The sequence below is a fragment of the Zavarzinella formosa DSM 19928 genome (assembly GCF_000255705.1).
In the GTDB taxonomy this organism is placed as follows: Bacteria; Planctomycetota; Planctomycetia; order Gemmatales; family Gemmataceae; genus Zavarzinella; species Zavarzinella formosa.
Genome location: NZ_JH636443.1, coordinates 271,615 through 296,876 on the forward strand (window position 1 = coordinate 271,615; position 25,262 = coordinate 296,876).

Consider the following 25,262-nt stretch of genomic DNA (forward strand, 5'->3'; position numbering starts at 1 on the left):
GGGGTTCGTGTTCCCGGCCCCTACGGACCGGGCTATGTTAGCCGGTCCTTCAGACCGGAAAACCAACACCATCTTGGGCATCGGCCGTTGTGTCAAAAGATCGGCCCGCCGATTACGAACAAACCAGAAAGAATGCGTCGGCATTGCCACGATGATCCCCGTTTCGGACACACGTTCGACGCGGGCATCCCCGTGGCGATGCCGTTTTTACGAGATCGCCGGAAAGAAACCTCATGCGCACCCTCCGCGACCTGATCCAGCAATTTCCCGGCCTGAAAGAGACCGGCCTCTCTTCCGAGGACGCGGCCAAAAGCCTTCAGCAATACGGGGCGAATCGCCTCACGCCGTTGCCGCGAGAACCGATGTGGAAGAAATTCCTCGGCAAGTTCGACGAGGCCATCATCAAGATTTTGCTGGCCGCCACGCTTCTCAAAACGGTCGTGGATCTCTTTGCCGTCAGCGGCACCTTTGGGATGATCGGACTGGCCTTGCTGGTTATCACACTCGGGCTGGGCTTCGCCCTGAAATTGACCGAGTGGCTGCCGAGCATGATGTTCGCCGTGGCGATTGTGCTGGTGGGCCTGAGCTTGTTGACGGAACATCCCTCCTTCGAGGGGCTGGCGGTGATGATCGCCGTGATGCTTGCCACCGGCGTGGCGTTTGCCAGCGAGTACAAGAGCGACCGGGAATTTGAAGTCCTCAATACGCAAAAGGACTCTCTGAAATCCAAAGTCGTCCGGGGGGGACAGGTTCACACGTTCCCGCTGGAAGATGTGGTGGTCGGCGATCTTGTCATCTTGGAAATGGGTGATGAAATCCCCGCCGATGGCCGGATCGTGCGGGCGACCGAGTTGCTGATTGACCAATCGCTGATGACTGGCGAATCGGAGCCGGTGAAAAAGATTGTCCGGCCTGATGACGAAACGGCCGAAGGGCCGGATCAACCGCATTGCGTCTATCGCGGCACGCAAGTGGTGGACGGGGCCGGGCAGATGGTCATCACAGATGTCGGTGACCTGACGATGATCGGCCAGATTGCCCGCCGCCTGTCGGCCGACGCCGGAGACGATGAAGAAGGCGACAAGCCGGAGACCGAAGAAACCCGAGTTCAACGGAAGCTTACGCTTTCCAAAGAGCAAACCCCTCTTCAAGTGAAGCTGACCGCTCTCGCGGGCCTCATCAGCAAGGTGGGCTACGCGGCAGCCGTCGCCATCTTCCTCGCCTTGCTGGTTCGCGGCCTGATCGTCGGGGAAGTGGCTTTTTCGGGCACGGAGACGATGTCCCAAGCCGAAGTGGTGCGGGACACGATTCGCAATCTGCTTTCGTACTTCGTGTACATGGTCATCATCATCGTCGTCGCCGTCCCCGAGGGATTGCCGATGAGTGTGACGGTGTCCCTCGCCCTCGCCATGCGGAAAATGACTCGGGCCAACAGCCTCGTCCGTCAACTGGTCGCCTGCGAAACCATCGGCTCGGCGACGGTGATTTGTTCGGACAAGACCGGCACCCTCACCCAGAACAAGATGCAAGTGGACCGCCTCGTCCTCGGCGGCAAGAACTTTGATCGCGGAAATGACTGGCCGAAACCGACCGCTCAATTGAACACGGCGGCCGATTGGATTGCCCTCAACGGCACGGCCAACTCGACCGCCAATCTGGAGGAAAAAGAGGGCAAGACGGTCGTGATCGGTAACTCAACCGAGGGGGCGTTGCTGCAATGGGCACGCGAGTCCGGCGTCGAATACGGCCGGATGCGATCCGAGTTTCCGCTGCGTTATCAGATGCACTTCAGTTCTGACCGCAAGCGCATGACCAGCGTGGCCGAGGGGTCGAAACTGGTGGCGCTGATGAAGGGCGCCCCGGAAGTCGTGCTGTCGCATTGCACGCATTGGCTGGATGAAAGCAGTAAGCCGGCCGAACTCACTTCCGAGATCCGCGAGCGGATTATCACGCAGGTGAAAGAAGCCTCCGGCCTCGCCATGCGAACGCTGGCCTTCGCCCACAAGGAACTTCCCGCCGGGACCAGCACGGACGAAGACGCCTTGCACGAAGGCCGCGACCAACTTGAAAAGGGACTAACCTTCGCGGGCTTCGTGGCCATCCGTGACCCGTTGCGGCCCGAGGTGAAGGATGCCGTCGCCCAGTGCCGTCAGGCGGGCATCGAAGTGAAGATGATCACCGGGGACAACATCGAAACAGCGACCGCCATCGGCCGGGAAATCGGCCTGATGGACGATCCCGGCTCCATCGCCCTGACCTCGGCCGAGATCAATCAACTGACCGACGATCAGTTGAAGGAAAAGCTGCCGAACATGCGAATTCTCGCCCGCGCGAGGCCGCTGGACAAATTCCGCGTCGTGCGGTTGCTTCAAGAACTCGAGCATGTGGTGGCCGTCACCGGGGACGGAACCAACGACGCCCCGGCCCTGAAAAAGGCCGACGTGGGGCTGGCGATGGGAATCGCCGGGACGGAAGTGGCCAAGGAGGCCAGCAAGATCGTGTTGCTGGATGATTCGTTCGCCACCATCGTGAAGGCCGTCCACTGGGGCCGGGCGCTTTACGAGAACATCCAGCGGTTCGTCTTGTTCCAGCTAACCATCAACGTATCCGCATTGATGATTGCGTTCCTCGGGCCGTTCTTCGGCATCAAGCCGCCGTTCACGGTGCTGCAACTGTTGTGGATCAACGTCATCATGGACACGTTCGCCGCCATCGCCCTGTGCAGCGAACCGCCCCGCGCCGGCCTCATGAAGATGAAGCCGAAACGCCGGGATGAAAGCATCATCACCCCCGCCATGCGGCTGACGATCCTGCTCACGGGCGGTTTCTTCGTGGTGGTGATGATGGGCGTGCTGTTCGGAATGCAGCATCAACAGTGGTTCGCGGAAGGCAGCGGCCCCAACCCGGAAGGCTGGGAGTTCGCCCCTCTGAACATCCGGCAGGTGAGCCTCTTCTTCACGATGTATGTGTTGTTCCAAGTCTGGAACATGATCAACTGCCGCTCGCTGACGCCGGAATCCAGCGGTCTGATCGGCTTCTGGCGCAACCGTTCCTTCATGGGGATCATGCTGGCGATCATCATTGGCCAAGTCATCATCGTGACCTTCGGCGGCGCTATCTTCTCGCTGGAAGCATTGAAGCCAATCGAGTGGGCCTTGCTGACGGCGGCAACGGCCAGCGTGCTGGTATTCGCGGAGGTGGTGCGACAGTTGCGAGGCAAAGCAACCGAGTGAAGTCTGGCAAAATCCAAGAGCCCCGCTGCGTGAGCGGCGGGGGTGGCCCATTTACACTGCCACCTCCGCCGCTTACGCAGCGGGGCTCTTTCTCGGTTGATGCGGAGACGTTCTTGAATTGTCAAGCTTTTGGGTGGTGATTATCCGTGGCTACAGCCAGCCATCGGCTTCATGGAGAACGCACCCCGGAAGTGCTTCCAATACACACCAATCAACACAGCACACAGAACCGTGAGGACAACCCCCGGTCCGGGTTGTTTGGTGAGGCACAGTTCAAACAGCATGATATTCACGCTGATCGGCGTCAGGATGGTGATGCCCAGCCCCACGAACAACCCGGTGAACAGCAGGAAGCCGCCGACAAGCTCCAGCACTTTTACCACTTTCATATAGCCGCTACTGAAGAGCAAGCCGCCAAATTGCTTTGCTTCGTCCGGCATGTTGGCCCCCTGGCTGCTCATGTCCAGAAAGTTGAAAAAGAAGTTGAGGCTAAAGAACAGAAACACCGCGCCCACAAACGTGCGGACAATGATGCCGAGCCATTTCATGATTGGTTTCCTTGCGTTTTTGAATGGTGATTGCTTGATATACTGACAGTCAAGTCCGGTCCTTACACCGCTAAGCCGGCAAAGCAACACACAGGGTTTTGGCCACCCGGTCATCTCCGTTCAAACTCCTTCGGTCTGCGGGCGAAAAACTGATAGAACGCCCCGAACCCTCGGAGATTTGAAACTCATGATTGTTTACGAACCGAAAGACTGGCTGAAGGTGATGTGTTCCGTCCGGGGCACGGTCATCAGTCAGGTGATGGAACGCCTGTGGTGGATTGTGCTGATCGCCGTCGGCATCTGGGCCTTGCGGGAATGGGTTCCAATGGCCGAGCCGGTGTTCCGGCCGTTCAAGCCCATCGGACACACCTTGCTGGGGCTGGCCCTCGGCCTGTTGATTGTGTTCCACAACAATTGTGCCTATGACCGCTATTGGGAAGGCCGCAAACTCTGGGGGGCCATCGTCAACACGTCCCGCAACCTGATCCGGGGGACGACCATCTACGCCGGGCCGGCCCCGGACATGGCCGACTACGTCGCGGCCTATGCCTTCGCTCTCAAACAACATCTACGCAACGACAAGGATCTTTCCGAGTTGAAAGAACTGGTCTCCCCGGCCGTGCTTGATGAGCTGGCGGCCACGGCCAACCCGCCGTCGCTGCTGGCCGTCCGCATGAGCCGATGGATTCTCGACCGGCAGAACAACGGGAAGATCGACACCGTGACGGCCCAGTCATTGGAGTCGTTGGTTCGCCTGCTGCTCGACAACCAAGGGGGCTGCGAGCGAATCCTGCGGACGCCGATTCCGTTCGCCTACGCGGTCCACATCAAGCAAATGTTGACGCTGTATCTGATCACGCTGCCGTTCGCTCTCGTCGGCGAAATGGGCTGGGTGGCCATCCCGGCGACGGCCGTCATCGCCTTTGGGATGATCGGCATCGAAGTCGCCGGCACAGAAATCGAAGACCCCTTCGGCACCGACCCGAACGACCTGCCGCTGGAGGCGATCTGCGCGACCATCCAACGGGATGCGAAGATTCTCGCCGTGGCGTGATACCAAATCGCATTGCTGACAACCAAGGTGAAGTCTCGGAGACCCCCTCCGGCTCCCCCTTGCCAAGGGGGAGAGCAAAACCGGTCTCTCTTCCAAGGCTGATGGTTTTGGCGATGATCGGTTCTTCTCTCCCCCTTGGCAAGGGGGAGCCGGAGGGGGTCTCTTGAGACTTTCGCCTCGTCGGCGATCAATGCGATTCCGTGTCACTTCCCCGCCATGTCCGCGACAACCTTGATGAGCCGGAGCCGGGCCTCGCATTCCTCCATTTTGGCCCGGACTTGAAGCAATTCGGCCTGCGGAATGATGCCTTTCTTGTATCCCTCCGACACCAGTTGGAATTGCTTCGCCTGGCTCTCAAGAGCCTGCTCGGCATTGCTCAGTTCGACGTTGAGAAAGCTTTGCATGAGCTTGAGCGTGCGCTCGGCTCGCGCCATCTCAATTTCATAAAGCTGAACTTCTTGGTTGCTCACCACTTTGTCCTTGGCCAGCGCTATGACATTCTTGAGCTTCTGGGCGGCAATCTTCAAATCCGCGTCGGCCTTCAGGTATCGCTCTCCCAAGTCGAGGGCCGAGAGATCCACCCGGATGTTGTCGGACGGCGCCCGGCGATTGGTTGACGACGGGAAAATTTCCGGCGCCGGAGTGGGAGGGGCCGGTGGATCTGTTTTCGGGGCGGCGGGTGTCGCCGACTTGGCCGGAATGGCGGCCGGCGGGGAGATAGCTTTGTTGACAGGCTCGGCAGCGGGCGGCGTCTTCGGCGCCTGGGCCGGGGACCAACCGGGCAGAGCGGCGAGGGCCATCGCCATCGCCGTCACCAGCAGCAGGCCGCGACCGGACACCGTTCCGGTCACGCGATCAGACAGGATCATGGAAAGTCTCCGTTCAAACGAGGAATGGGAGCGGGCGCCGACCCCCAGGACGGGGGCCGGTTCGCCGGATGGACAACCGGCGGACAGTCGCAACAACAGTTCGGCGTAACCACGCCGGTGGCCGGGCAAGGCCAAGAGGGCGAGGGCGTCGCAGGCCATTTCGGCCGACTCCCGCATCCGGCGGCGGGCGAACCGAAACAGCGGATTCCACCACCACACCGCCCCGGCGGCCAGTTCCAGCCACGATACCCAATGGTCGCGCCGGCAAAGATGAGCCAGTTCATGGGCGATGACTCCCCGCGACGATTCGATGTCCGCCGGGTCGGCCATCGTCGTCGGCCACACCAGTCGGGGCCGGCCGACGCACCACACGAACGGCGAGGCGATCATGTCCGAGACCAGCACGGGCGGGAGCGGCGCGTCAAGGTGATCGGCCACCGTCCGAACCTCGGCGCGCAAGTAGTCCGGGGCCGGGGAAGCCATGCGGACAATCCGCCGATGCCGGGCGATTCGCCGGGCCTGCATCGCCAGCCAGACCAGCCCGCCCGATACCCACAGAACGAAAAGAAGCCTTGTCGCCAGCGGGCCATCATTGGTCCGTTCGACCGGTTTGGCCTCGATCACCGGAAAAGCCGTTGCAACCACCTCTGTCGGCAACGATTTTGGAAGTGATTCCGGCAACCGGCTGCTGTCAATGCGAGGGAGCGGCATTTCCTCGATCGTGGTTGTCGGCTGAGGGAGTGGAACAGGCTCGGCCACCCTTTCCAGCGAGGCCGTCGGCCAAGGCAGGGAGACCAACGGCGGGGTGATGAGTTTCACCAGCACGATCACCCACAGCAAATGCTGAACGGCCGGCCGGTGCCGGAACAAGCGGCAGCCAGCCATCACCACGGGGATCATCACGGCGACAGTGACCGTGTTGGCGGCCAGCCACCAAAGGAGGGTGTTCATTTCTTGCCTCGCTTCGCGGGGGTGGCTTCGAGTTGATCAATCATCTGGCGGAACTTGGCCAGCTCGGCGGCCGAGAATTGATGCCGCTCGGCGAAGGCCAGCACCAGCGGCAGGGCCTCCCCGTCGCACAACTCCCCGGCCAGGCTGGCCATCCGGGCGTGCATTTCCTCTTCGCGGGAAACCAGTGGCCGGAACACGAAGGCGAACCCGGAACGGTCGCTGGCGACATACCCCTTTTTCTCCAAGCGCTGCAACAGGGTGACGACGGTGGATCGCGTCCACTCTTGCCCCTGCTCCGTCAGCCGGAGCAACACATCTCGCACGGCCAGCGGGCCGTGATCCCACAGCAATTTCATCACCTCGCGCTCCGCGTCGCTCATCGCGGGTCGATTGAACGCCCCCATGTCGGCCCCTGATTTTGTTGACATCATGTAGACAATAACCAATTGCTGACGCGGTGTCAACAATTTTTGCCGTTCTGTTTTTCCTGCTCGCCGAGGCGGCGGACCCGTCGAATGCGAAGGCACTCGTCGCGGCGCAAGCCAATTCCCGCCGGGCTGGTTTTGGAATATGATGTAACAGACTTGCGGCAGCCCGAAGCGGCCGTCTTTTTCACCCTCGATCCTCGCCGGGCGGTCTTCATGATTCTGCGTGTTCTTGCCCTCCTGTGCCTGATTGTTTCGGTCGCGGCCGGCCAGACGCCGAAGACGCCGGCGCCGAAAACTCCGGCGTCCAAAGGCCCCAAGAAAAAGGACGAATCCCCGGAGGGCTACAAGAAGTCCGACCTGCGGGGATTCACGCTTTATTTCAGCGATGAAGTCCTGGAGGAGAACGAGAAAACCAAACTCAAGCGGACGCCGCTGGAAGCGCTGGAGCGGGAACTCATCATCGTGGAATCAGTGATCCCGCCGGACAAGTTGAAGTCGATCAAGGCTGTGCCGATTTGGGTCGAGTGGAACGAATCGGTGGCGATGGGCAACGGCCGGGGCGGCACGGCCGTCGCGGTGTTCTCGGGCGGATCTCAACAGGATGTCTTTGCGGAGGCCAAGAAGGGGATCAAGGGGAAGTCAGTCACCATCCTGAAACTGCGCTCCCTCGCCCTCGAACACCAGCCGGTGACGGATTCCGGCCGCTGCGTCACCCTGCACGAGCTGGCGCACGCCTTCCAGCACTTCGTCGTGGGCGATGACAACATCATTGTGCGGAACACTTACAAGCAGGCGATGGAACGCAAGCTCTACGATCCGGCTCTGTATGTGGCGACGAACGAACACGAGTATTTTGCCGAACTGACCTGCGCCTATCTCGACCGCATGGATGCCTATCCCCGCACCCGCGAGGAATTGAAGAAGCACGATCCCAAAGCCCACGAGATGATGGAGAAATTCTGGGGCCGGGTTCCCGAGAAGAAAGATCCGGTGGCGAAGGGGCCGAAACTGCCGAGCAAGGATGGCGACGGGAAATTCCCGCTTGATTTGAAGGTGAGCAACCTGAAATTTGGCCCGGCGATCACCGGGGAACTGCCGGAGGCCCGGTCACGGGCGGGCCGGCCGATGCTGGTGGTGCTGTGGTCCCCGAACAATGACCGGATGCCGCAGTTGATGCAAAAGCTAAACCCGCTGTTCGCGGAGTTGCGGGACTTCGGATTGCTGGTGATCGGCGGCCACCAATCCGACACGCCGGAAGAGGAAATCAAATTCATCGCCACCAGCCGGAACATTGAATACCCCCTGTGCCCGGATGCCCGCATCGGGCCAACCGAAGGATTCCGGTTGCCTCACGCAATTGTGTACGACCAGGCGGGCAAGTGTGTTTTCCGGGGCGATCCGCTCGACGGGGAGATTTACGCCCGGCTGATTGTGAATCAAGAAATCTTGGCCAAAACCGGCAAGGAAACTTGGGCCAAGGGCGTCAAGCCTGTTGTTGATCTGTTAGAACAAGGCGCCGGCATTCCGGCGGCGCTGACGAAGCTTAACGCGATTGGCGACTCGCTTGGAAGCGAGGCCAAGCCCGATTGGACCGCCTTGCGGGATGCCCTGACCGAAGGGGCGAAGAAGCAAGTCGACGAAGCCGAGACGATGATGAAGGACGATCCGGTCGCCGCGTGGTTAATCCTGGAACGGGTGGCCGCCGCGTACAAATACACCCCGCCTGCGAAGACCGCCGGAGACATGATTCTCAAGTTACGATCAAACCCCAAGGTGGCCCTCGAAGTGCGGGCGAGAACGGCCCTTGAACCCATCAAGAAACTGGACGTCCAACTCTCCGGCAAGGAACTCAGTTTCGACCCCCGCCAGCCGGAATTCCGCTCGTCCAACTCGGCCACCCTGAAGCAACTCGGCGAAGCCGTGGAGAAGATGAAGAAGACCTTTCCGGATGCAAGGGCCACCGTCGAGGCCGTGAGAATGGCCGATCATTGGCGGGTGTCGAAGAAGTAAGCGGAAACGGTTCAGCCATTTGGGAGAAGCCTCATGAAAGCCTCGTCGTGGTTGGTGTTGCTCGTCGGCGTCGCGTTGCCCGGTTCGCTGTTCGCCGAGGAAGATGACGCGGTAAAACTGCGGACGGCCGTTGAGCGTGCGGCGGAACTTGAAAAGCAGGTTGCGAAAGTGCTGTCCGCCGTCAAAGACCGGGCGTCGGCCGAGAATGCCACGGCGAAACTGTCTGAACTCGGCAAAGACCTGAAATCGCAATTGGAGGCTTGTGAAAAACACGCCAAAGCCGGAGGGGCGGATGCGATCAAGTCGTTGCCCGAAGAGAAAAAAAATGCCTTGATTGAAGGGGGCCGAGCCACCCACAACGAATTCACCAGAATATCGATCATTCCCGATGCCATTGCGGTCATCGAGGGCCTGCCTTATTGCATTAATCTCGCCGAAGATTTGGAAGGGGAAACCAAGGTCCGGGCCATCACCATCGAGAAGGCGGTGAAAATTTATGCCATCAGGAATGATGGCGTTTTTCCGGATACTCTGGCGGTTGTGGCCAAGTTAATCGAAGGGGGGAAGATTCCCAAGGACGCTTGGGGCCGCGACTTTCAATACGATCCCAAGAGGCCGCGAAATGCCAAGGCCGATGCCACGTCAATGAGGCCGGATGTGTGGACGACTTCCCCGTATGGCGGCGGGAAGAAACTGATTGGCAATTGGAAATGAAAAACGGCCACCTGTCGTGGGTGGTGCCACTTGCGTCGCCAGAGATCTGAAGCGACGCAAGCGGCACCGCCCACGTTAAGCAGGCAAGCAACAATCACATGATCAAGGGATGAAAACACTCTTCGTTGATTGAGCAAATCCGCATCAAAGGCTATCCTGACGGGTATTCTCCCGAGGGCCGATGATGCCGGAACCTGTCACAATTGACGCCCTGCCGGAAACGCCCCCGGCCAATTCCACCATTGCGGACCCCGTCACGGCCACCCGGTCGGATGTGCCGGATATTCCCGGTTACGACATCGACGAATTGATCGGCCGGGGGGGCATGGGCCGGGTGTACAAAGCCCGGCATCGCGGGCTGAATCGCGTCGTCGCCATCAAACTGTTGATCGGCACCGGGGATGATCCCCAGATGGTCACCCGGTTCGAGCAGGAGGCGAAGGCCGTCGCCTCGTTGCATCATCCGAACATCGCCCAGATTTTCGACACCGGGACGGCCAACGGTTCCCCCTATTACGCGATGGAATACATCGCCGGCGGCTCGCTCGCGGAGGCGCTGGCCGGGAAGCCGCTTCCCCCGCCGGAAGCGGCCCGGATCGTGGAGGCCATCGCCCGCGGGATGCAGCATGCCCACGAAAACGGCATCATCCACCGCGATCTCAAACCCGGAAACATCCTCCTGCCCAACGCCGACCGGGTGCGGACCGGAGAACCCAACGCCGGGACGAAGAAGGACAACGAAACCGCGCATGGCTCCGGTTCGGAGTCCCGGTTGCCGACTTTCGAACTGGAAGTGAAGGTCGCCGACTTTGGCCTCGCCAAGCGATTTGCCGACGAGGCCAAGATTACCCGCACAGGGGAAATCCTCGGCACGCCGAGCTACATGGCCCCGGAGCAGGCTTCCGGGATTGTCACCGGGATCGGGCCGCCGGCCGATGTCTATGCGCTCGGGGCCATCCTGTATGAATGCCTGACCGGCCGTCCTCCGTTTGCCGGACCGGATGCCGTGCAAACGGTGCTTCAAGTGTTGTCGATGGAGCCGGTGCCCCCCCGGCAATTGCAACCCCGACTCCCGGCTGACTTGAACACGATTTGCCTCAAGTGCCTCGAAAAATCGCCCCGCAAGCGCTACGCCTCGGCCGGGGAACTCGCGGAAGACCTCCGGCGATTTTTGGATAACCGGCCCATCATCGCCCGGCCGGTCCGGCCGTGGGAACGGGCGTGGAAATGGTCCCGGCGAAAACCGTGGCAGGCGGCGGCCGTCGCGCTTGCCGGGTTCATGCTGATCGGCGCCGGGGTCGGTGTTTATCTGTTGCAAGGCGCCTACCGGGAAACAAAATCGGCCAACGGACTGCTGACGCAATCCAACATTGATTTGGCCGCCCAGAAGAAGGAAACGGACTCGGCCAATGAATTGCTCAAAAAGGCCAACGACGATCTGATTGCCCAAAAGCGCGAGGCAGACATGGTGATCAAGCTCGCCCTGGAAGACCTCGACAAGTTCACGTATGACGTCGTCAAAAAGCTGGGGGACATGCCAAACACTGAAACCATCCAGCGGGATTTGCTCGACGATGCCCGCAAGTCTCTCGCGGAACTCGACAAGCTGCGGCCCAAGGATTACGCCGTGCGGGAATACTCGATGGTTGGCTACGACAAACTCGCCGTCGCGGAGAACAGGCTGGGGCGTTATCCGGCGGCCTTGGAGTCCGAGCGGCGGGCCTTGCAACTGGCCGATGAGTTGGTGGCCGAACATCCCGAGGAAAAGGCATTTCAGATCAAACAAGCTCGTTATCATTCGCTCATCTCTCTGCTATCCGCCCGGTTGGGCCAGGCGGAGGAATCGGCCAAACACCTGAAAATTTCGCATGAAATGAGTCAGCGGTTGCTCAAGGACGACCCGGACAACGAGGAGTTGTTGAAGTTAAGCACTCTTTCCATTGCGAAGGAATATCAGGACGCGCTGGCCGCCAAGGATGACAAACGGGCCGAGGCCGGCATCCGGCAATATGTGGCCGTTTACGAGCATCTCGCCAAGCTGGCCCCCGCCAATTTGGACCGGGCCTTGGATCTCGCGCAAGCCCAAATGCTGCTGGTTGGTTTTTTCACCAGTCACCGCCGGCCCAAAGAAGCGGCGCCGTTGCTGGAAAACATTCAGAAGAATCTCGGCGCCCGGACAGAACCGTCGTCGATGCGCTTCCGCAAAATGAAGGCCAGCCTGGAATGGACCCGCGGGGATGTGCTGGCTGCCCTGAATCAAAATCCCGAGGCCGAGACGGCATATCTCGCCGCAGCCAAGGAATACGAATCACTCCTGACAGACTACCCGAAAACCCGCGACCTCCGGCTGACACTGGCCCAGGTTTACTGGAATCTCGGCCAGCTTTGGTACTTCACCATGCAACCCGCCAAGGCCCGCCCTCATTTGTTGAAGGCCAAAGCCATCTTGGAACAATTCGCCGCCGACAAACTGGAGGACGACCAAAGCAAAACGATTTTGGGGTATGTGGAGCAGATGTTGGCGCCGCCGGTCAAGAAGTAAGTGGCGAGATTGAATGCGAAAGACGATCGGCGAGCCGGGTCGCGTCAGCGCCCGGAGACTGCCACCTTTCAATGGCTCAAACTTTGGGTGTGTGACGAACTCCGGGCGCTGACGCGACCCGGCTCGCCATCGGTGAATTATCCCTTTACGCTTTGATCAAGACAGTCCCTTCCCCGTTCCGCAACAACACCGATGTCACCACCGGGCCAAGTGTGCCGTCGGCTCGCAGGACGCGGTATTTGCCGGGGAGTTTGTGGTAAGTGGCCGAGGCGTCGCCTAGGCTGCCGTTGGCGCCTTTCAATGTGGCGAGCGGCTTGTACAGCACCAAGGCATTGTCGTACTGTCGTTCGTAAACCTTGAAAGTTAGCGAGCGGTTCGACGGGTCGCGGCCGGTGGCCATCACTGTCCAAGCGCCCTTGGGCTGACCGACGTTGTACTTCACCGCGTTGGTCCAGTGGCGGCTCCAAGTGGTGGCCGGTTCGTAGCCGCCGTTGAACATCACGTAGGTTTTCTTCGGATCGGCCAGCAGATAGTAGTATGCCAGTTCGGACATTTGCGTGCGCGGGTCGGTGGGCGATCCCCCGGCGGGGTAGGTGTCCAAAATCGCGTAGCTATTCGGCCCCATGACCTTCAAACGGTCGGCGATCATCTTGGCCGTGTCTTCAAACTGCACGTAGTTTTGCGCCAGCGGACGCAACCCGGATTCCTCCAGGAAGGAGACCCCCTGTTTCACGATCGGCAGGGCGTTGTCCCCGGCCCCGGAGGTGTTGGCCAGCACCCATTTGGTGCCAATGGCCCGGTCGATGTTTCCAAGCATCAAACCATAGTCGTTCGCGTAGTTGGCTGAGGGTTCGACCAGATCCGTCGCCTTGGTTTGCAGGTGGCCGGTGGAGTTGTCGAAAAAGATCCCGTCCGAGCCCGGATGGGCCGCCATGAAGCGCTTGGAGTAGTCCAAACTCCAAGCCCGGAAGTCCGCGTTCGACGGGTTGGTGGCAAATCGCATTTGGCCATATGGCGAATAAAACAAGCGGCTTTGATAGGCAAAGCGGGCGTCGTCCCCCTTGGCCCGACGGGCGTACTCGGCATCGTTCAAGTAGCCATCATGGTTCTTGTCGGCCGAGCTGTCAAAAGCGGGAATCACCCCCTTGGTGGTTCCCTTGGCGTTCACATAATCTGCGCCCAGCACATTGCGAACCGTCGGCCCGGCGCCGGTGCCGCCAGTGGAGCGCACCCGCACATAGAACAGCGGGTCGGACCCGTTGATGCTGCCGGCTTTCCAATCGCTCGGCGGGTCAAAGGTCACCTTGCCCGTCTGTTTGAATCCGGCGGTTGTGTTCGTGAGCGTGGTCAGCGGCTTCCAGTAATAGGGATTGCCCTTGGAGTCGATGGCGGCCGCGTATTCCAGCGTGCCGCTCCACTTGGCGTCGCCCTTGCTGGCAATGTTGAAATTAATCTCGCGGAACTTGTCTGGGTAACCAATGGCGGCCGACTGGCCGGATTTGGGAAGCTGAAATGAGGTGTCGCTTTTCGCGGTCAGCGGTGTGTGATCGACCCAGCCGGCCGAGTCGCTGCCCGTGCTGACACCCCAGAACCACGTCACGGGTTTCGATGATCCGCTGTCCCCGGAGAACGCCAATGCGTGATCCGCATGGAAGAACGCGGCTTCGCGGTTGTCCTTGTTTTTGTCCGCGTAGTTCAGCCAATCCGTGTACAGATCGAGATAGATATTCGAGAGATTGGAGTAAAGCAGTTGCGGCGTGTTGGGCGCGGCCGTGTTGTAACGGTCCAAATATTGGGTGTTCGGGATCAGCAAATCGACGCTGTTCTTCAGCAGATTCGACTCAAAATTCCCCAGCGGCGTACCGGAGAAGGCCAGCATGGCCACGCGAATATGCGAATAATTCTGATGATCTGAGTTAACCGGCGCCTGACTGTTTGACTGCGAAGGCGGTTTTGGCGAAGGGCTGGGCGAAGGGCTTTTGCCAATCACCGAACTGGCGTTGGCCAGCGGGACCACGGCCCCCGGCAATACGCGATCATCCAGACATTCGAGCGCCAGGCGTGGACTTCGCCGTGATCTCATGTCGTGCCTTCCGTGGTGTGTGGGCTACGGGAAATCCATTTCCCGCGTTGAGGCAATACCCGGTGATCGGCAGGTGTCAACGTGATTTGTTAGGGGAACTTCGGCATGAGAGGAAGTTGACGATTTGCGGGTTTCCCTGCTTCCCGGAAGCGCCCATGTTCAACCTGTTGGCATCAACATTCGCTTCAAGAACTCCACGCTCGCGGTGATCTCCGCAAGATGATCCGAGGGTGTGTCCCGCTCAATGGTCAGCCAGCCCTTGTATTCCACGACGGAAAGCGTGGCGATATAGGAAAGCCAGTTAATGTCCCCGGCCCCGAGTCGTACTTCCTTGATGCCCATGTTGATCGACGTTCGCCGGGCGTCTCGGGCATGTGTGTGGACGATCAATTTGTGCAGGGGGATGACGCCCTTCACCGGATCGAAACCGTTCGCCAGCAGGTTCGCCGGATCGTAGTTGACCTTGAGGCTGCCAACCTCAAACGATTCCAGATAAGCTTGCACCGCTTCCGGGGAATCGAGCCCGATTTCCAGCGCCAGCAACACGCCGATGCGATCCCCGTGACGGCCCAAGTCCAGCAAGGCATCGCGCAATAAATTGGCCCGAACCTCTTCCCCTTCGCCGGGCAATTTCGGGCACGGCACGATGACAATCCGGCTGCCCAGCTCAAAGGCCAGCGTCATCACCTTGCGAATATACTCGATACGCGGTTGTTGGTTCTCGGCCACGTCGAGACCGTATCGCAGCGGGCAGTTCAGGGCGGTGATCTGCTGGTGATAGGTCTTCAGCAAATTGCGAACTTCCCGTCGGCCGGTGTCCCCGAGTTGGTCCGGCGTCAGTTCCCCGTTGGCGTTGACCTGCACGCCGCCAATCCCCAACCGGGCCGCCTGCGGAAGCCCTTGCCGCAGGGACAGATTCATCGATTCAAGACAGACGCCAATTTTCATGGAGCGCTCCGGCCGGGGCATTGTTTCAACAAAGCGATCAGTTCATTTCACGCCTTGGGGCTTGGCCGGTCAAGTGAACGGTCGCCATTCGTCCGAATCCGGGATACACCGAAACCAACGTCAATCACGGAGCGATGGCTGCCATGCGTTACCTGTTCACGCTGATTCTCGGGGGTTTCTGTCTCATGCCCGCGTACACGGACGAAGGAATGTGGCTGCTCAACGAGCCTCCCAAAGAACGTCTCAAGGAGAAATACGGCTTCGACCTCACCGAGCCGTGGCTGGAACACGCCCGGCTGGCCTCCGTGCGCTTCAACAACGGCGGGTCCGGCAGTTTCGTCTCGCCGACCGGGTTGATTATCACCAACCATCACATCGGCTCGGATGCCCTCTCCAAACTCAGCACCCCGAAACGAAACTTGCTGAAGGAGGGCTTTTACGCCCCGACGATGGCCGACGAGTTGAAGTGCGAAGACCTTGAGTTGAACGTGCTGCAAGACATCACGGACGTGACCGAACGGGTGAACAACTCCCTGAAGGACACGCCTCCCGCCGGCGCGGCTGCCGCCCGCCGGAGCGTGATGGCCGCCATCGAAAAGGAATCACTGGAGAAGACCGGCCTGCGATCGGATGTGGTGACGCTTTACCAAGGCGGGGCCTACCATCTCTATCGCTACAAGAAATTCACAGATGTGCGTTTGGTCTTCGCTCCCGAGAGCGGCATCGCCGGTTTCGGCGGGGATGTGGACAACTTTGAGTTCCCCCGTTTCAACCTCGACATCTGCTTCTTCCGGGCCTACGAGAACGACAAGCCGACCACGCCGAAACACTTCTTGAAATTCAGCCCCGACGGCCCGAAGGAAGGGGACTTGGTGTTCGTCACCGGCCACCCCGGCACGACCAACCGGCTGGAAACGACCGCCAAACTGGAACACCGCCGCGACCAGACCTTGCCCTATACGCTGGCCCGCCTCCGGGCGATGGAAGCGGCCCTGCTGCAATACAGCGAACGCGGCCCGGAACAACGCCGCCAAGCCTCCACGGACCTCCACCGGGTCGCCAATGCCCGCAAGGCGTTCAGCGGGCAGTATCAGGGCTTGCTCGATTCCGCAACGCTGCGGACCAAAAACACCGCCGAATACAACCTCTCCGTGACGGCCGCGAAACTGCCGGAAGGCAAGGAAATGAACGACAAGTATTTGAAGGCCATCGCCACCGTCCGGGAGGTGCAGGCCGTTTACAAGTCCATCGAGAAAGAACACAACCTGATCGAAACCAGCACGGCTTTCTCATCCCCACTGTTCAGCATTGCCCGCACGATTGTCCGGTTGGTGGAAGAACAACCCAAGTCCAACGGCGAACGACTGCGGGAGTACCGCGATTCCAATTTGGAAAGCCTGAAGCTCGAACTCTTCTCCCCGGCCCCGATTTACGCGGACCTCGAACGAGCCAAGCTGACGGCCTCGCTGACATTCTTGGCCGAACAATTGAGCGTGAACCATCCGGTGGTGAAGGTGGCCCTTGAGGGAGCCTCCCCCGCCAAGGCGGCCGATGAGTTGATGAAGACCAAACTGTTCGATGTGGCCGAGCGCAAGAAACTGCTCGAAGGGGGCAAAGAAGCCCTGAGAAAAAGCGATGATCCGATGATTTTGTTGGCCCTGATCCTCGACACCCACGCCCGAGCCGTGCGGAAGAAATTCGAGGAGCAGGTCGAAGAGCCGGAACGTCAGGCTTACGGCGAACTCGCCAAGGTCCGCTTTGCCGTGCTGGGCCGGACGGTCGCCCCGGATGCGACGTTAACCCTGCGGCTCGCCTATGGTGTGGTGAAAGGCTACGAAGCCGAGGGGAAGCAAATCCCCTATGCGACCACCTTCGGCGGCCTGTTCGAGAAAGCCGACCGGCAGGAACACAAAGAACCGTTCGACCTGCCGAAGCGCTGGCTTGACGGCCAATCAAAAGTCGATCCGGCCGCCCCCTTCAACTTCGCCTCCACGGCCGACACCATCGGCGGCAACTCCGGCAGCCCGGTCCTGAACCGGGCCGGCGAGTTCATCGGCATCAACTTCGACCGCAACCGCCACGGCTTGGTGCGCAACTTCGTCTACACCGACGTTCAAGCCCGGCACATCTCGGTTCATTCCAAGGGAATCTTGGAGGCGTTAAAGCTGTACGATTGTCCGGCGTTACTGAAAGAATTGGGGAAGTGAATATCTGGAAGGTTTGACTGGTCGTGCGGAGAACAATAGTTTCCCGTTTTCGTCGTGTGATTACTCGCCAAGTTTCCGAAGTTCGTCCGCTTGCCTCGGGTATTTTTTGACCAGCCATTTCAATACTTCGATTTGATCGACCGAGGTTGCCCGACGCAATTGGACGAGCAGCCTCGCCAAATCGGGCCGGATCAGCATGGCGTTGGAGGCACCTTCGTTGCACACCGAGCAAATGGCCCGAAGATTGACAGGCTCGTCGTTGCCGCCCATGCTTTTGTCAAGAATGTGGCCGATGTGCAGCCGGGTTTTCCGTCCGGCATCGTATGGATGAATTTCACCGGCCACCGCTCCGCACATCTGGCAGGTGAAACCATTGCGATCCAAGACATATGCCCGAGTCTCTTTGGAAATCGTTCTCTCGAAGGCCGGCTGGATTTTGTCCGTCTCCAAGAGATATTCGCCGGGTTTTAATTCGCTGCGATCATTGTGAGTGAGGATTTGATATCCCTCTTCCGTTCGGAGTTCTCGGACTCGTCTGGCCCATTCGCTGATGTTTCCGGCGACCAGTCGAAGTTCTTCCGCGTCCATCACACGCCCAAGATTATTCAAAAAGTGTTCCCTGAGCGAATCTCTTGCTCCGAGTCTTGGGCGTTTGGCCATGATGAATTCCATTGCGAGTTGATGATTGTTCGGTGTTCAGCAAAGCCGCTCGAATTTGTCGGCCGACCGCCAGCGCAACCGGGGGGGGGAACGCATTGCCAACCTGGCGATAGGCTGAAGTCTTTGGGCCACTGAGTTGCCACTCATCCGGGAATCCCTGTATCCTTGCGGCCATGCGAACGGTCAGGCGGGGCATTCCGACAAAATTCATTTCAGGGGCGGAGTTGGCCAGTCCCATCCCGTCAACCCCCAAGGCGGCCCACGCTTTTTTGGCGCGAGTTGGTCCAAGGTCGGGACCGCCATGTTTTTTGCTTCCGCCCACCAAAGTGGGGGCGATCTGGTTGGCCTTCGCCTGCCATTCGGCGACCCCTTTCCAACCATTGGCCGCCATCAGATCGGCCAGCACCTGCCCGACGGTCGCCGGCGGAACGGCATTCGGATGCGGCCATTCAAAACCCGGCAGATACTTTTCCTGAAGAGCCACCAGAATCGCTCGAGGCCGAAGTTGGGAAACTCCGCAATCACTGGCGTTGATTAATTTCCACTCGCCGACGTAACCATGCTCTGAAAGCGAATCCAATATCATTCGTCGGTAATCGCCAAAAACAGGATCTAGCAGACCGCGGACGTTTTCCAGCATCACGGCCTTGGGTTTGATTTCCCTGACCAGTCGAAGCGCCTCCGGGAACAAATCTCGCTCGTCCGTGCTTCCAAGTTGTTTGCCTGCCTTGGAGAATGGCGGGCATGGAACACCGCCCGCCAGCAGATCAATGCCGGAAAATTTCAGCCCGGAAAATTCCCGCACGTCCCCATGCACGACATTCCAGGATGGCCGGTTGAGTCGAAGTGTTTCGCAGGCGGCCGGTTCAAATTCCACCAAGCATTCATGCTCAAAGCCCGCCTGCTCCAGTCCCAAGGCTTGCCCGCCCGCCCCGGCGCAAATTTCGATCGAGCGGAACGTCATGCGTGTGATCCCGCGAGGCTGATATGCAATATTGTAACTAATCGTCCGGGGAGCATGGATGCCCGACCCGAATTGATTTGAAGCAGGCCGGGCTATCCGGCCCGACAGACCTGTCAAACCGGATAGCCTGACCGGATTTCCAAATTTCGGTTCAACGGGCCGCTTGGACAATCTTCACGAATGAGTCGGCCTTGAGGCTGGCCCCGCCGACCAGGGCGCCGTCCACGTCGGGTTGTTTCATGATCTCGGCGGCGTTGTCCGGTTTCACGCTGCCGCCGTATTGGATGACGAGTTTTGAGGCGGCTTCCGCTCCGAAAAGTTTGCCGAAGGTCTTGCGGATGAACCCATGGGTTTCCTGCGCCTGTTCCGGCGTGGCCACTTTGCCGGTGCCGATGGCCCACACGGGTTCATAGGCGACAACCAGCTTGCCCAACGCCCCGGCTTCCAACCCGGCCAGCCCGGCGGCGAGTTGGAATTCCAGCACCGCTTCCGTTTGCTTGGCTTCCCGCTCGGCCAGCAATTCCCCCACGCAGAAAATCGCCGTCAGCCCGGCGGCGGTGGCGGCCTTCACCTTGCGGTTGAGGAACAGATCCGGCTCGGCCAAACCGTGGCGGCGTTCGCTGTGGCCGATGATCGCATACTGGCAGCCGCTTTCGAGAATCATCGCCGGGGACAGGTCGCCGGTGTAGGCTCCTTCGGCCGCGTAATGGACGTTCTGGGCGCCGACGCCCACATGCGACCCCTTGAGGACCTCGGCCACCGGAACGAGCCAGCACGTCGGCGGGCACACGGCCACGGTGACGGCATCATCCGTCACTCCTTGGGCCACCCCGAGGGCGAGCGACTTCGCCCCGGCGAGGGTGGTGTACATCTTCCAGTTCCCGGCGATGAATTTCTTGCGCATGTCTTCCAAGTTCCTCGTTCTGGTTGGTAGCTACTAGTTTCTTGTCCACTGGGTGAATGGCAATGAGGGACTTCATTTCTTGGCCGGGTCGTCCCATTCAACATTCACGTCCGGGCGGGCGGCTTTGAACTTGGCGATCCCGGCCGCCGTCACCTTGGTCCGCAGCAGGCCCAGGTTCCGGAGCGAGGTCATGTCCCGGAGGGCGGGCAGGCACTCGTCCGTCACCGGGGAACCGCTCAGGGAAAAGTTAGTGATCGACTTTGACACGGCGAGATCGCGGACAACAACGTCCGTGATCTGGCTGTCAATCAGGTACAGGGACCGGAGTTTCGGCAGGCCGACGAGAAACTTGACCACCGCCGGGTCCGGCGCCGGGGCGTTCGTCGAATAGAGATAGGTGAACGGCAGGCGGGCCAGCGCCGCCAAACTCTTCGGCGTCGGGATATTCTTGCCAATGCTCAGTTGAAGCTCGGTCAGGGCCGGTGAGTTGGCGGCCAATGCCTCCAACACAGTTTCGTCGATGATCCGGCCATAACACCCGCATTTGCCCAACTTCGGGAATTTCCGCAGGGCGGCCACCGTGGAAGCATTCAACTCGAACGCGAGACCCAAGCTGGTCAACGACTTCGCGGCCGACGTGTCCCCCAACTTGGCGAATTCGGCGTCGGTGATCGAGAGCCGGAGAAACGTGTCGTTGAGTTCCTCAAGGCCAGCCATGTCGGCAACCGCCGGAATCAATGTGTCTGCGACAAACATTTTGGGATAAACGCCGTTTGGCAAGACGATTTTGCTGATGATGAACGCCCCGGCGGGCGGCGAGCCGCCCTTTTCAATCGTGACTGATTTTCCATCGGCCATCCGGAGAGTCAGAATCGCGTGGGGAGCAAGCATGGCGGCGGCCCTCTGTTCGGGGTCGTTCCATCGGACGGTCACGTTCGGCCGCGCTGCTCGGAACTTGGCGATGCCAGCGGCCGTCACTTGTGTTTTTTTCACCTCAAGCGTTTTGAGGCTTTTGAGTCCTTGCAGAGCGGTCAGGCCGTCATCCGTGATCGGGGTACCGCTTAATGAGAGCAAATCAATGGACCGGGAAGCCGAGAGTTCGCGGACGATCGGGTCCGTGACCTTGCTGTCGTTTAAGTTTAGAAAGTGAAGCATCGGCATCTCGGCAATGATCTTGGCCGCGGCCGGGTCGAGCGATCTGATCATGGCAAGGCCAAGGAATCCCAGCGGCAGTCGGGCCGCCGCTCGCAACCCCTTGCCGGCCTGAATGTCTTTGACGCTCCCCAAACTCAGGCTGACCAAGTTTGGATGATCGGCGGCCAGTATTTCAAACAGGCTGTCGGTCATTTCTCGCCCGTAGCAGCCAAACTTGGTCAGCTTCGGAAACTTTCGCAGGCTGTCCAGACAGGCGGCGTTCAGATCGAATCCCAAGTTGAGCTGGGTCAATGACTTGGCGGCCGGTGTGCCCGCCAGCTTGGATAGTTCGGCATCGGTTGTCTTGATATGAAAGTGGAAATCGTCGAAGACTTCCAAGGCGGCCATGTCGGCAAACGCCGGGATCAGCACATTGGCCACGAATGGTTTGGGATAATCCCCCGCCGGGAAGACAACTTTGGTGACGACGAAGTTTCCGGCGGGAAGCGGACTCCCTTTGTCGGTCGTGATGGTGGCCCCGTCGGCCATTTTCAATGTCAGCGTCGCGTGAAGGTTGAGCAGCGAGGCCGCTTTCCGCTCCGGATCGGTTTGGGCAAAACCGGCATCCTTCTTCTCTAAATCTTTCGCTTTGGCGACAATCGGAGATTTTTCCTTGTGTTCGATGATCTCCGGTTCGGGCCGCTTTTCTTCGGGTTTGGGCTGAAATTTGCTGAACAAGGCAATGGCCGCGACCAGCACGACGACGACCCCGGCCGCCAACCCGCCGACCAATAGCCACGGGGTCTTCTTCTTCAGGGGCGCCTTCGGTTTTCTGGTCACCGTCAGGCCCGGCGAGTCTGCCTGTTGTGTGCTGGAATCCTGCAAGTGGGCGAAAACACTCTCGGCCTGAGCGGCCACATGAATGGGGGCGGCTGATCGCAGAGATGTGCCGGATGCCGTGGACTCGATGGCGCCGATGGCCCGCACGACATCGTCGGCCGAGGCGTAGCGGTCGCCGGGATTTTTTGCCAGCAGCTTTTCGACAATTCGGGCCAACGGTTCCGGCACGGATGAATTGAGCGAGCGAACGGGCGTCGGGTCGTCCATCGCCAGCCGGGTCAGCACTTCCATTTGATTGTTGCCGGCAAACGGCAATCGGCCCGTGCAAAGGCGGTACAGCACGCCGCCGAGGCTGAAGAGATCGCTTCGGCCGTCGAGCGGCTTGCCCCGTGCCTGCTCGGGGGACATGTACGCCGGCGTGCCGACCACAGCGCCGCTTTGCGTCAGTTGGGTGGTGTCCGCCTGCTGACGGGCGAGGCCGAAATCGAGGATCTTCACGCGGCCCTTGGGGGCCTCCAGCCACAGATTGGCGGGCTTGATGTCCCGATGAACCAAGCCTAGGGCATGGGCATCGGCCAGGCCCGTCGCCACTTCCCGGCCGATCCTCAAAATTTGGGCGATGGTTGGATTGCCGTTTTTCTTCAAAAACTCGTCGAGCGGCTGACCCTGCAAATACTCCATCGAAATGAAAGCAACGCCTCCTGCTTCATCGACTTCGTATAGGTTGATGACATGATCGCTCTTGACCTTCGCCGCCGCCTTCGCCTCCCGCTTGAAGCGTTCCTTGGCCGTGGGACGCGCGGCATGGTGCGGGAGCATGACCTTCAAGGCCACCTTGCGTTCGAGTGCTTCGTCAAACCCCAGAAACACCGCCCCCATGCCGCCGGCGCCGAGTTGCTTCAGCACACGATAGCGGCCAAGGGTTCCCAATTCGTCCGGGTGTTTCGGCGGGCCGAGATATTTGGCCGGAGACAACCCCCGGTCGTTGGACGACTCATCGGAGGTGTCGCTCGAACTATCCATGACGGGTCCGGTGAGTGGCCTGCTGTGATGGGGGTATTGTGAGGCGCGCGTGGGCGGCCTGCAAGCCTGAAGATGGCCATCGGCCCGCATGACCGGATGCTTATTTTTCAACCGGAACCCGGCGCATGAGCCAGAGATCCTGCTTGCCAACCCCGTCGGGCAATGTGCCGCTGAACCACACGGTTCGGCCGTCCTTGGAGAACACGGGATCATGCGAGGCGCCGTTGGGAAACGCGCCGATACGTTTGACAGTCCATCTGTCGCCGGCGGCCGGGGTGGCCGTCAGCCAGAGGTGTTCCCCCGGACCGCCGCGCCGGGTGAACGACAGGCTTTTGCCGTCGGAGAGAACGCGGGGGCATCGTTCCGGCACATCGGTGTTGATATCCAGGCCCAATCGCTCCGCCGGTTCCCATTCGGCATCGACGGATGGTCGGCGGCAGCGCCAAATATCGTAATTGTCCGTTTGGACGCGGCCACGGGAAAAATACATCGTCAGGCCGTCCGGCGAGAGGGCGGGGGAGTTTTCATCGTCGCCGGAATTGACGTTGGCCCCCAAACGCACGGGCTTGTCCCAGGCGGCGGACAAACCGGGTCGGCGGCACTCCCAAATATCGTTGTGGTTTTCGCCGACACGACAGCGGGAACACAGCAAGAGCAACCCATTGCCGCTGATCCAAGGCTGGCTGACGAACGTCGCCCCGCCGAGCGGTTGAATCAGTTTCGGATTGGCGAATGGCTCCGAGATGTTGTTTCGGCGAGCTTCGTACAGATTCCATCCACGGCTACGGACGGAGGAAAACACCAGCCGCAATTCATCATCGGTCAGTGCGATGGAAAACTCGGCCTCTTCCGAATTCACGCCGGGGCCAAGGTTTTCCGGCTCCGACCACTTCCAGTCCGGGGAGGTGAGAAGGTCCACGACGGACAAACCGGGTTCGCCACTTTTTGCCGGCTTGGGACCGGATGTTTCGACGGTTGTTGGAAACTCGGCCAAATCCCCTTTTTCCTCCGCCTTGTGACGGCTCCTGTTATACATCTCTCCGGCGACCGCCAGCATCAGGATCACCACGATGCCCAAAACAGCGGCCAGCGCCCATGACATCCTCCGGCGGGACGTCGGCTTCTTTTGGCCCAATGGCGCCTTGATCTCATGCGTGCTGGTGGCTTCGGCCACGGGAACCTCCGGCGGCGAATTACGGGGCCGGGCGGGGGCGGCCTCCGCCAATTGCATGGCTTGGATCTTGGTGATGGCCCGGACCACTTCTTCAGCCGAGGAAAACCGATTCGCCGCGTTTTTGGCCAGAAGTTTGTGGACGAGTTTCGCCAACGGTTCGGGAATGTTCGGATTCAACCCGCGCACGGGACTTGGTTCTTCCGTCGCCAGTCGGGTCAGCACTTCCATCTGGTTGTCGCCGGGGAACGGCAACCGGCCGGTGCATAGCCGATACAGCACGCCTCCCAGACTGAAGAGATCGCTTCGGCCGTCCAGCGGTTTGCCCATCGCTTGTTCGGGAGACATAAACGAGGGGGTGCCGATCACCATGCCGCTTTGCGTGAGCTGAACATCCCCGGTTTGCTGGCGGGCGAGGCCAAAGTCGAGGATTTTCAACCGGCCCTTGGGAGCCTCCAGCCAGAGATTGGCCGGCTTGATGTCCCGGTGGACCAACCCCAAGGCGTGGGCATCGGCCAGACCGGCGGCGACTTCGCGGCCGATGCGCAGAATCTGGCTGACCGACGGGTTGCTGTTGGCCTTCAAAAACTCGTCGAGCGGCTGCCCCTGCAAATATTCCATCGCGATGAACGGGCTGCCGTTGGCCTCGCCGACTTCATGCAGGGTGACGACATGATCGCTTTTCACCTTCCCGGCCGCCTTGGCTTCCCGGAGGAAGCGATCTTTCGCCGTGGGCATGGCGGCATAATGGGGCAGCATGATTTTGAGGGCCACCCGGCGGTCAAGCGATTCATCGAGCGCCAGAAACACCACCCCCATGCCGCCGGCGCCGAGTTTTTTCAGCACCCGGTAACGGCCGAGCGTTCCCAAATCATCCGGGTGCGCGGGGGGGCCGAGGTAGCGGGACGGCGCGACATCCTTTTCGTCGGGGAACGCATCTGAAAAGTCCGTGGCGCTGCGCATGGGCCGGTCCGGGCGA

16 protein-coding genes are annotated in these 25,262 nt (G+C 60.1%); 6 read left to right on the plus strand and 10 right to left on the minus strand.

The window, feature by feature from the left end:
* Positions 1–233 precede the first annotated feature (233 nt).
* Positions 234–3,233, plus strand: coding sequence for a calcium-translocating P-type ATPase, PMCA-type (locus BGIM_RS0126460; RefSeq protein ID WP_020472722.1), 3,000 nt, complete (start codon positions 234–236; stop codon positions 3,231–3,233).
* 140 nt (positions 3,234–3,373) lie between these two features.
* On the opposite strand, the gene BGIM_RS52525 is transcribed toward BGIM_RS0126460, so the two are convergent.
* Positions 3,374–3,781, minus strand: a complete 408-nt coding sequence (locus BGIM_RS52525) for a hypothetical protein (protein WP_020472723.1) — start codon at positions 3,779–3,781, stop codon at positions 3,374–3,376.
* Positions 3,782–3,968: 187 nt separating this feature from the next.
* On the opposite strand from BGIM_RS52525, the gene BGIM_RS0126470 reads away from it, so the two are divergent.
* Positions 3,969–4,835 (plus strand): bestrophin family protein, encoded by an 867-nt coding sequence (locus BGIM_RS0126470; RefSeq protein WP_020472724.1) that lies wholly within the window; start codon positions 3,969–3,971, stop codon positions 4,833–4,835.
* A 203-nt stretch (positions 4,836–5,038) separates the two neighbouring features.
* On the opposite strand, the gene BGIM_RS0126475 is transcribed toward BGIM_RS0126470, so the two are convergent.
* On the minus strand, positions 5,039–6,655 hold the full coding sequence (locus tag BGIM_RS0126475) for a M56 family metallopeptidase (RefSeq protein WP_020472725.1): 1,617 nt from the start codon (positions 6,653–6,655) through the stop codon (positions 5,039–5,041).
* Positions 6,652–7,086: a BlaI/MecI/CopY family transcriptional regulator gene (locus BGIM_RS0126480; RefSeq protein ID WP_029630570.1), complete on the minus strand. Its 435-nt coding sequence runs from the start codon at positions 7,084–7,086 to the stop codon at positions 6,652–6,654. Before BGIM_RS0126480 ends, BGIM_RS0126475 begins: the two co-directional genes overlap by 4 nt.
* An 84-nt stretch (positions 7,087–7,170) precedes the next feature.
* Here BGIM_RS0126480 and BGIM_RS0126485 point away from each other — a divergent pair, with 84 nt between their 5' ends.
* The 3 genes from BGIM_RS0126485 to BGIM_RS58310 all read left to right on the plus strand — a co-directional run bounded on the left by BGIM_RS0126485 (position 7,171) and on the right by BGIM_RS58310 (position 12,349).
* Entirely contained in the window at positions 7,171–9,093 is a 1,923-nt protein-coding gene (locus BGIM_RS0126485; RefSeq protein ID WP_020472727.1) for an anthrax toxin lethal factor-related metalloendopeptidase, read from the plus strand.
* A gap of 33 nt (positions 9,094–9,126) precedes the next feature.
* Complete coding sequence (locus BGIM_RS0126490) at positions 9,127–9,807, plus strand: hypothetical protein (RefSeq protein WP_020472728.1); 681 nt, start codon at positions 9,127–9,129, stop codon at positions 9,805–9,807.
* 181 nt (positions 9,808–9,988) lie between these two features.
* Complete coding sequence (locus BGIM_RS58310) at positions 9,989–12,349, plus strand: serine/threonine-protein kinase (RefSeq protein WP_052640015.1); 2,361 nt, start codon at positions 9,989–9,991, stop codon at positions 12,347–12,349.
* A 145-nt stretch (positions 12,350–12,494) separates the two neighbouring features.
* On the opposite strand, the gene BGIM_RS0126500 is transcribed toward BGIM_RS58310, so the two are convergent.
* A complete protein-coding gene (locus BGIM_RS0126500) occupies positions 12,495–14,432 on the minus strand; it encodes a hypothetical protein (RefSeq protein ID WP_020472730.1) in 1,938 nt (645 codons plus the stop codon).
* Between the two features lie 159 nt (positions 14,433–14,591).
* Complete coding sequence (locus BGIM_RS0126505; RefSeq protein ID WP_020472731.1) at positions 14,592–15,380, minus strand: sugar phosphate isomerase/epimerase family protein; 789 nt, start codon at positions 15,378–15,380, stop codon at positions 14,592–14,594.
* Between the two features lie 143 nt (positions 15,381–15,523).
* Here BGIM_RS0126505 and BGIM_RS0126510 point away from each other — a divergent pair, with 143 nt between their 5' ends.
* A complete protein-coding gene (locus BGIM_RS0126510) occupies positions 15,524–17,587 on the plus strand; it encodes a S46 family peptidase (RefSeq protein WP_020472732.1) in 2,064 nt (687 codons plus the stop codon).
* Between the two features lie 60 nt (positions 17,588–17,647).
* Here BGIM_RS0126510 and BGIM_RS0126515 read toward each other — a convergent pair whose 3' ends face one another.
* The 5 genes from BGIM_RS0126515 to BGIM_RS58320 all read right to left on the minus strand — a co-directional run bounded on the left by BGIM_RS0126515 (position 17,648) and on the right by BGIM_RS58320 (position 25,246).
* Entirely contained in the window at positions 17,648–18,196 is a 549-nt protein-coding gene (locus BGIM_RS0126515) for an HNH endonuclease (protein WP_238537722.1), read from the minus strand.
* Complete coding sequence (locus tag BGIM_RS0126520) at positions 18,189–19,211, minus strand: DNA cytosine methyltransferase (protein ID WP_020472734.1); 1,023 nt, start codon at positions 19,209–19,211, stop codon at positions 18,189–18,191. The genes BGIM_RS0126515 and BGIM_RS0126520 overlap by 8 nt, the downstream gene beginning before the upstream one ends.
* Before the next feature lie 151 nt (positions 19,212–19,362).
* Positions 19,363–20,115 carry a triose-phosphate isomerase gene (gene tpiA, locus BGIM_RS0126525; protein ID WP_020472735.1) on the minus strand — a complete coding sequence of 251 codons (753 nt, stop codon included), beginning with the start codon at positions 20,113–20,115 and terminating at the stop codon, positions 19,363–19,365.
* Between the two features lie 72 nt (positions 20,116–20,187).
* Complete coding sequence (locus BGIM_RS66560) at positions 20,188–23,112, minus strand: serine/threonine-protein kinase (RefSeq protein ID WP_020472736.1); 2,925 nt, start codon at positions 23,110–23,112, stop codon at positions 20,188–20,190.
* 100 nt (positions 23,113–23,212) lie between these two features.
* The gene (locus tag BGIM_RS58320; RefSeq protein ID WP_020472737.1) at positions 23,213–25,246 is read right to left on the minus strand and encodes a serine/threonine-protein kinase; all 2,034 of its coding nucleotides are present in this window, start codon (positions 25,244–25,246) and stop codon (positions 23,213–23,215) included.
* Positions 25,247–25,262 lie beyond the last annotated feature (16 nt).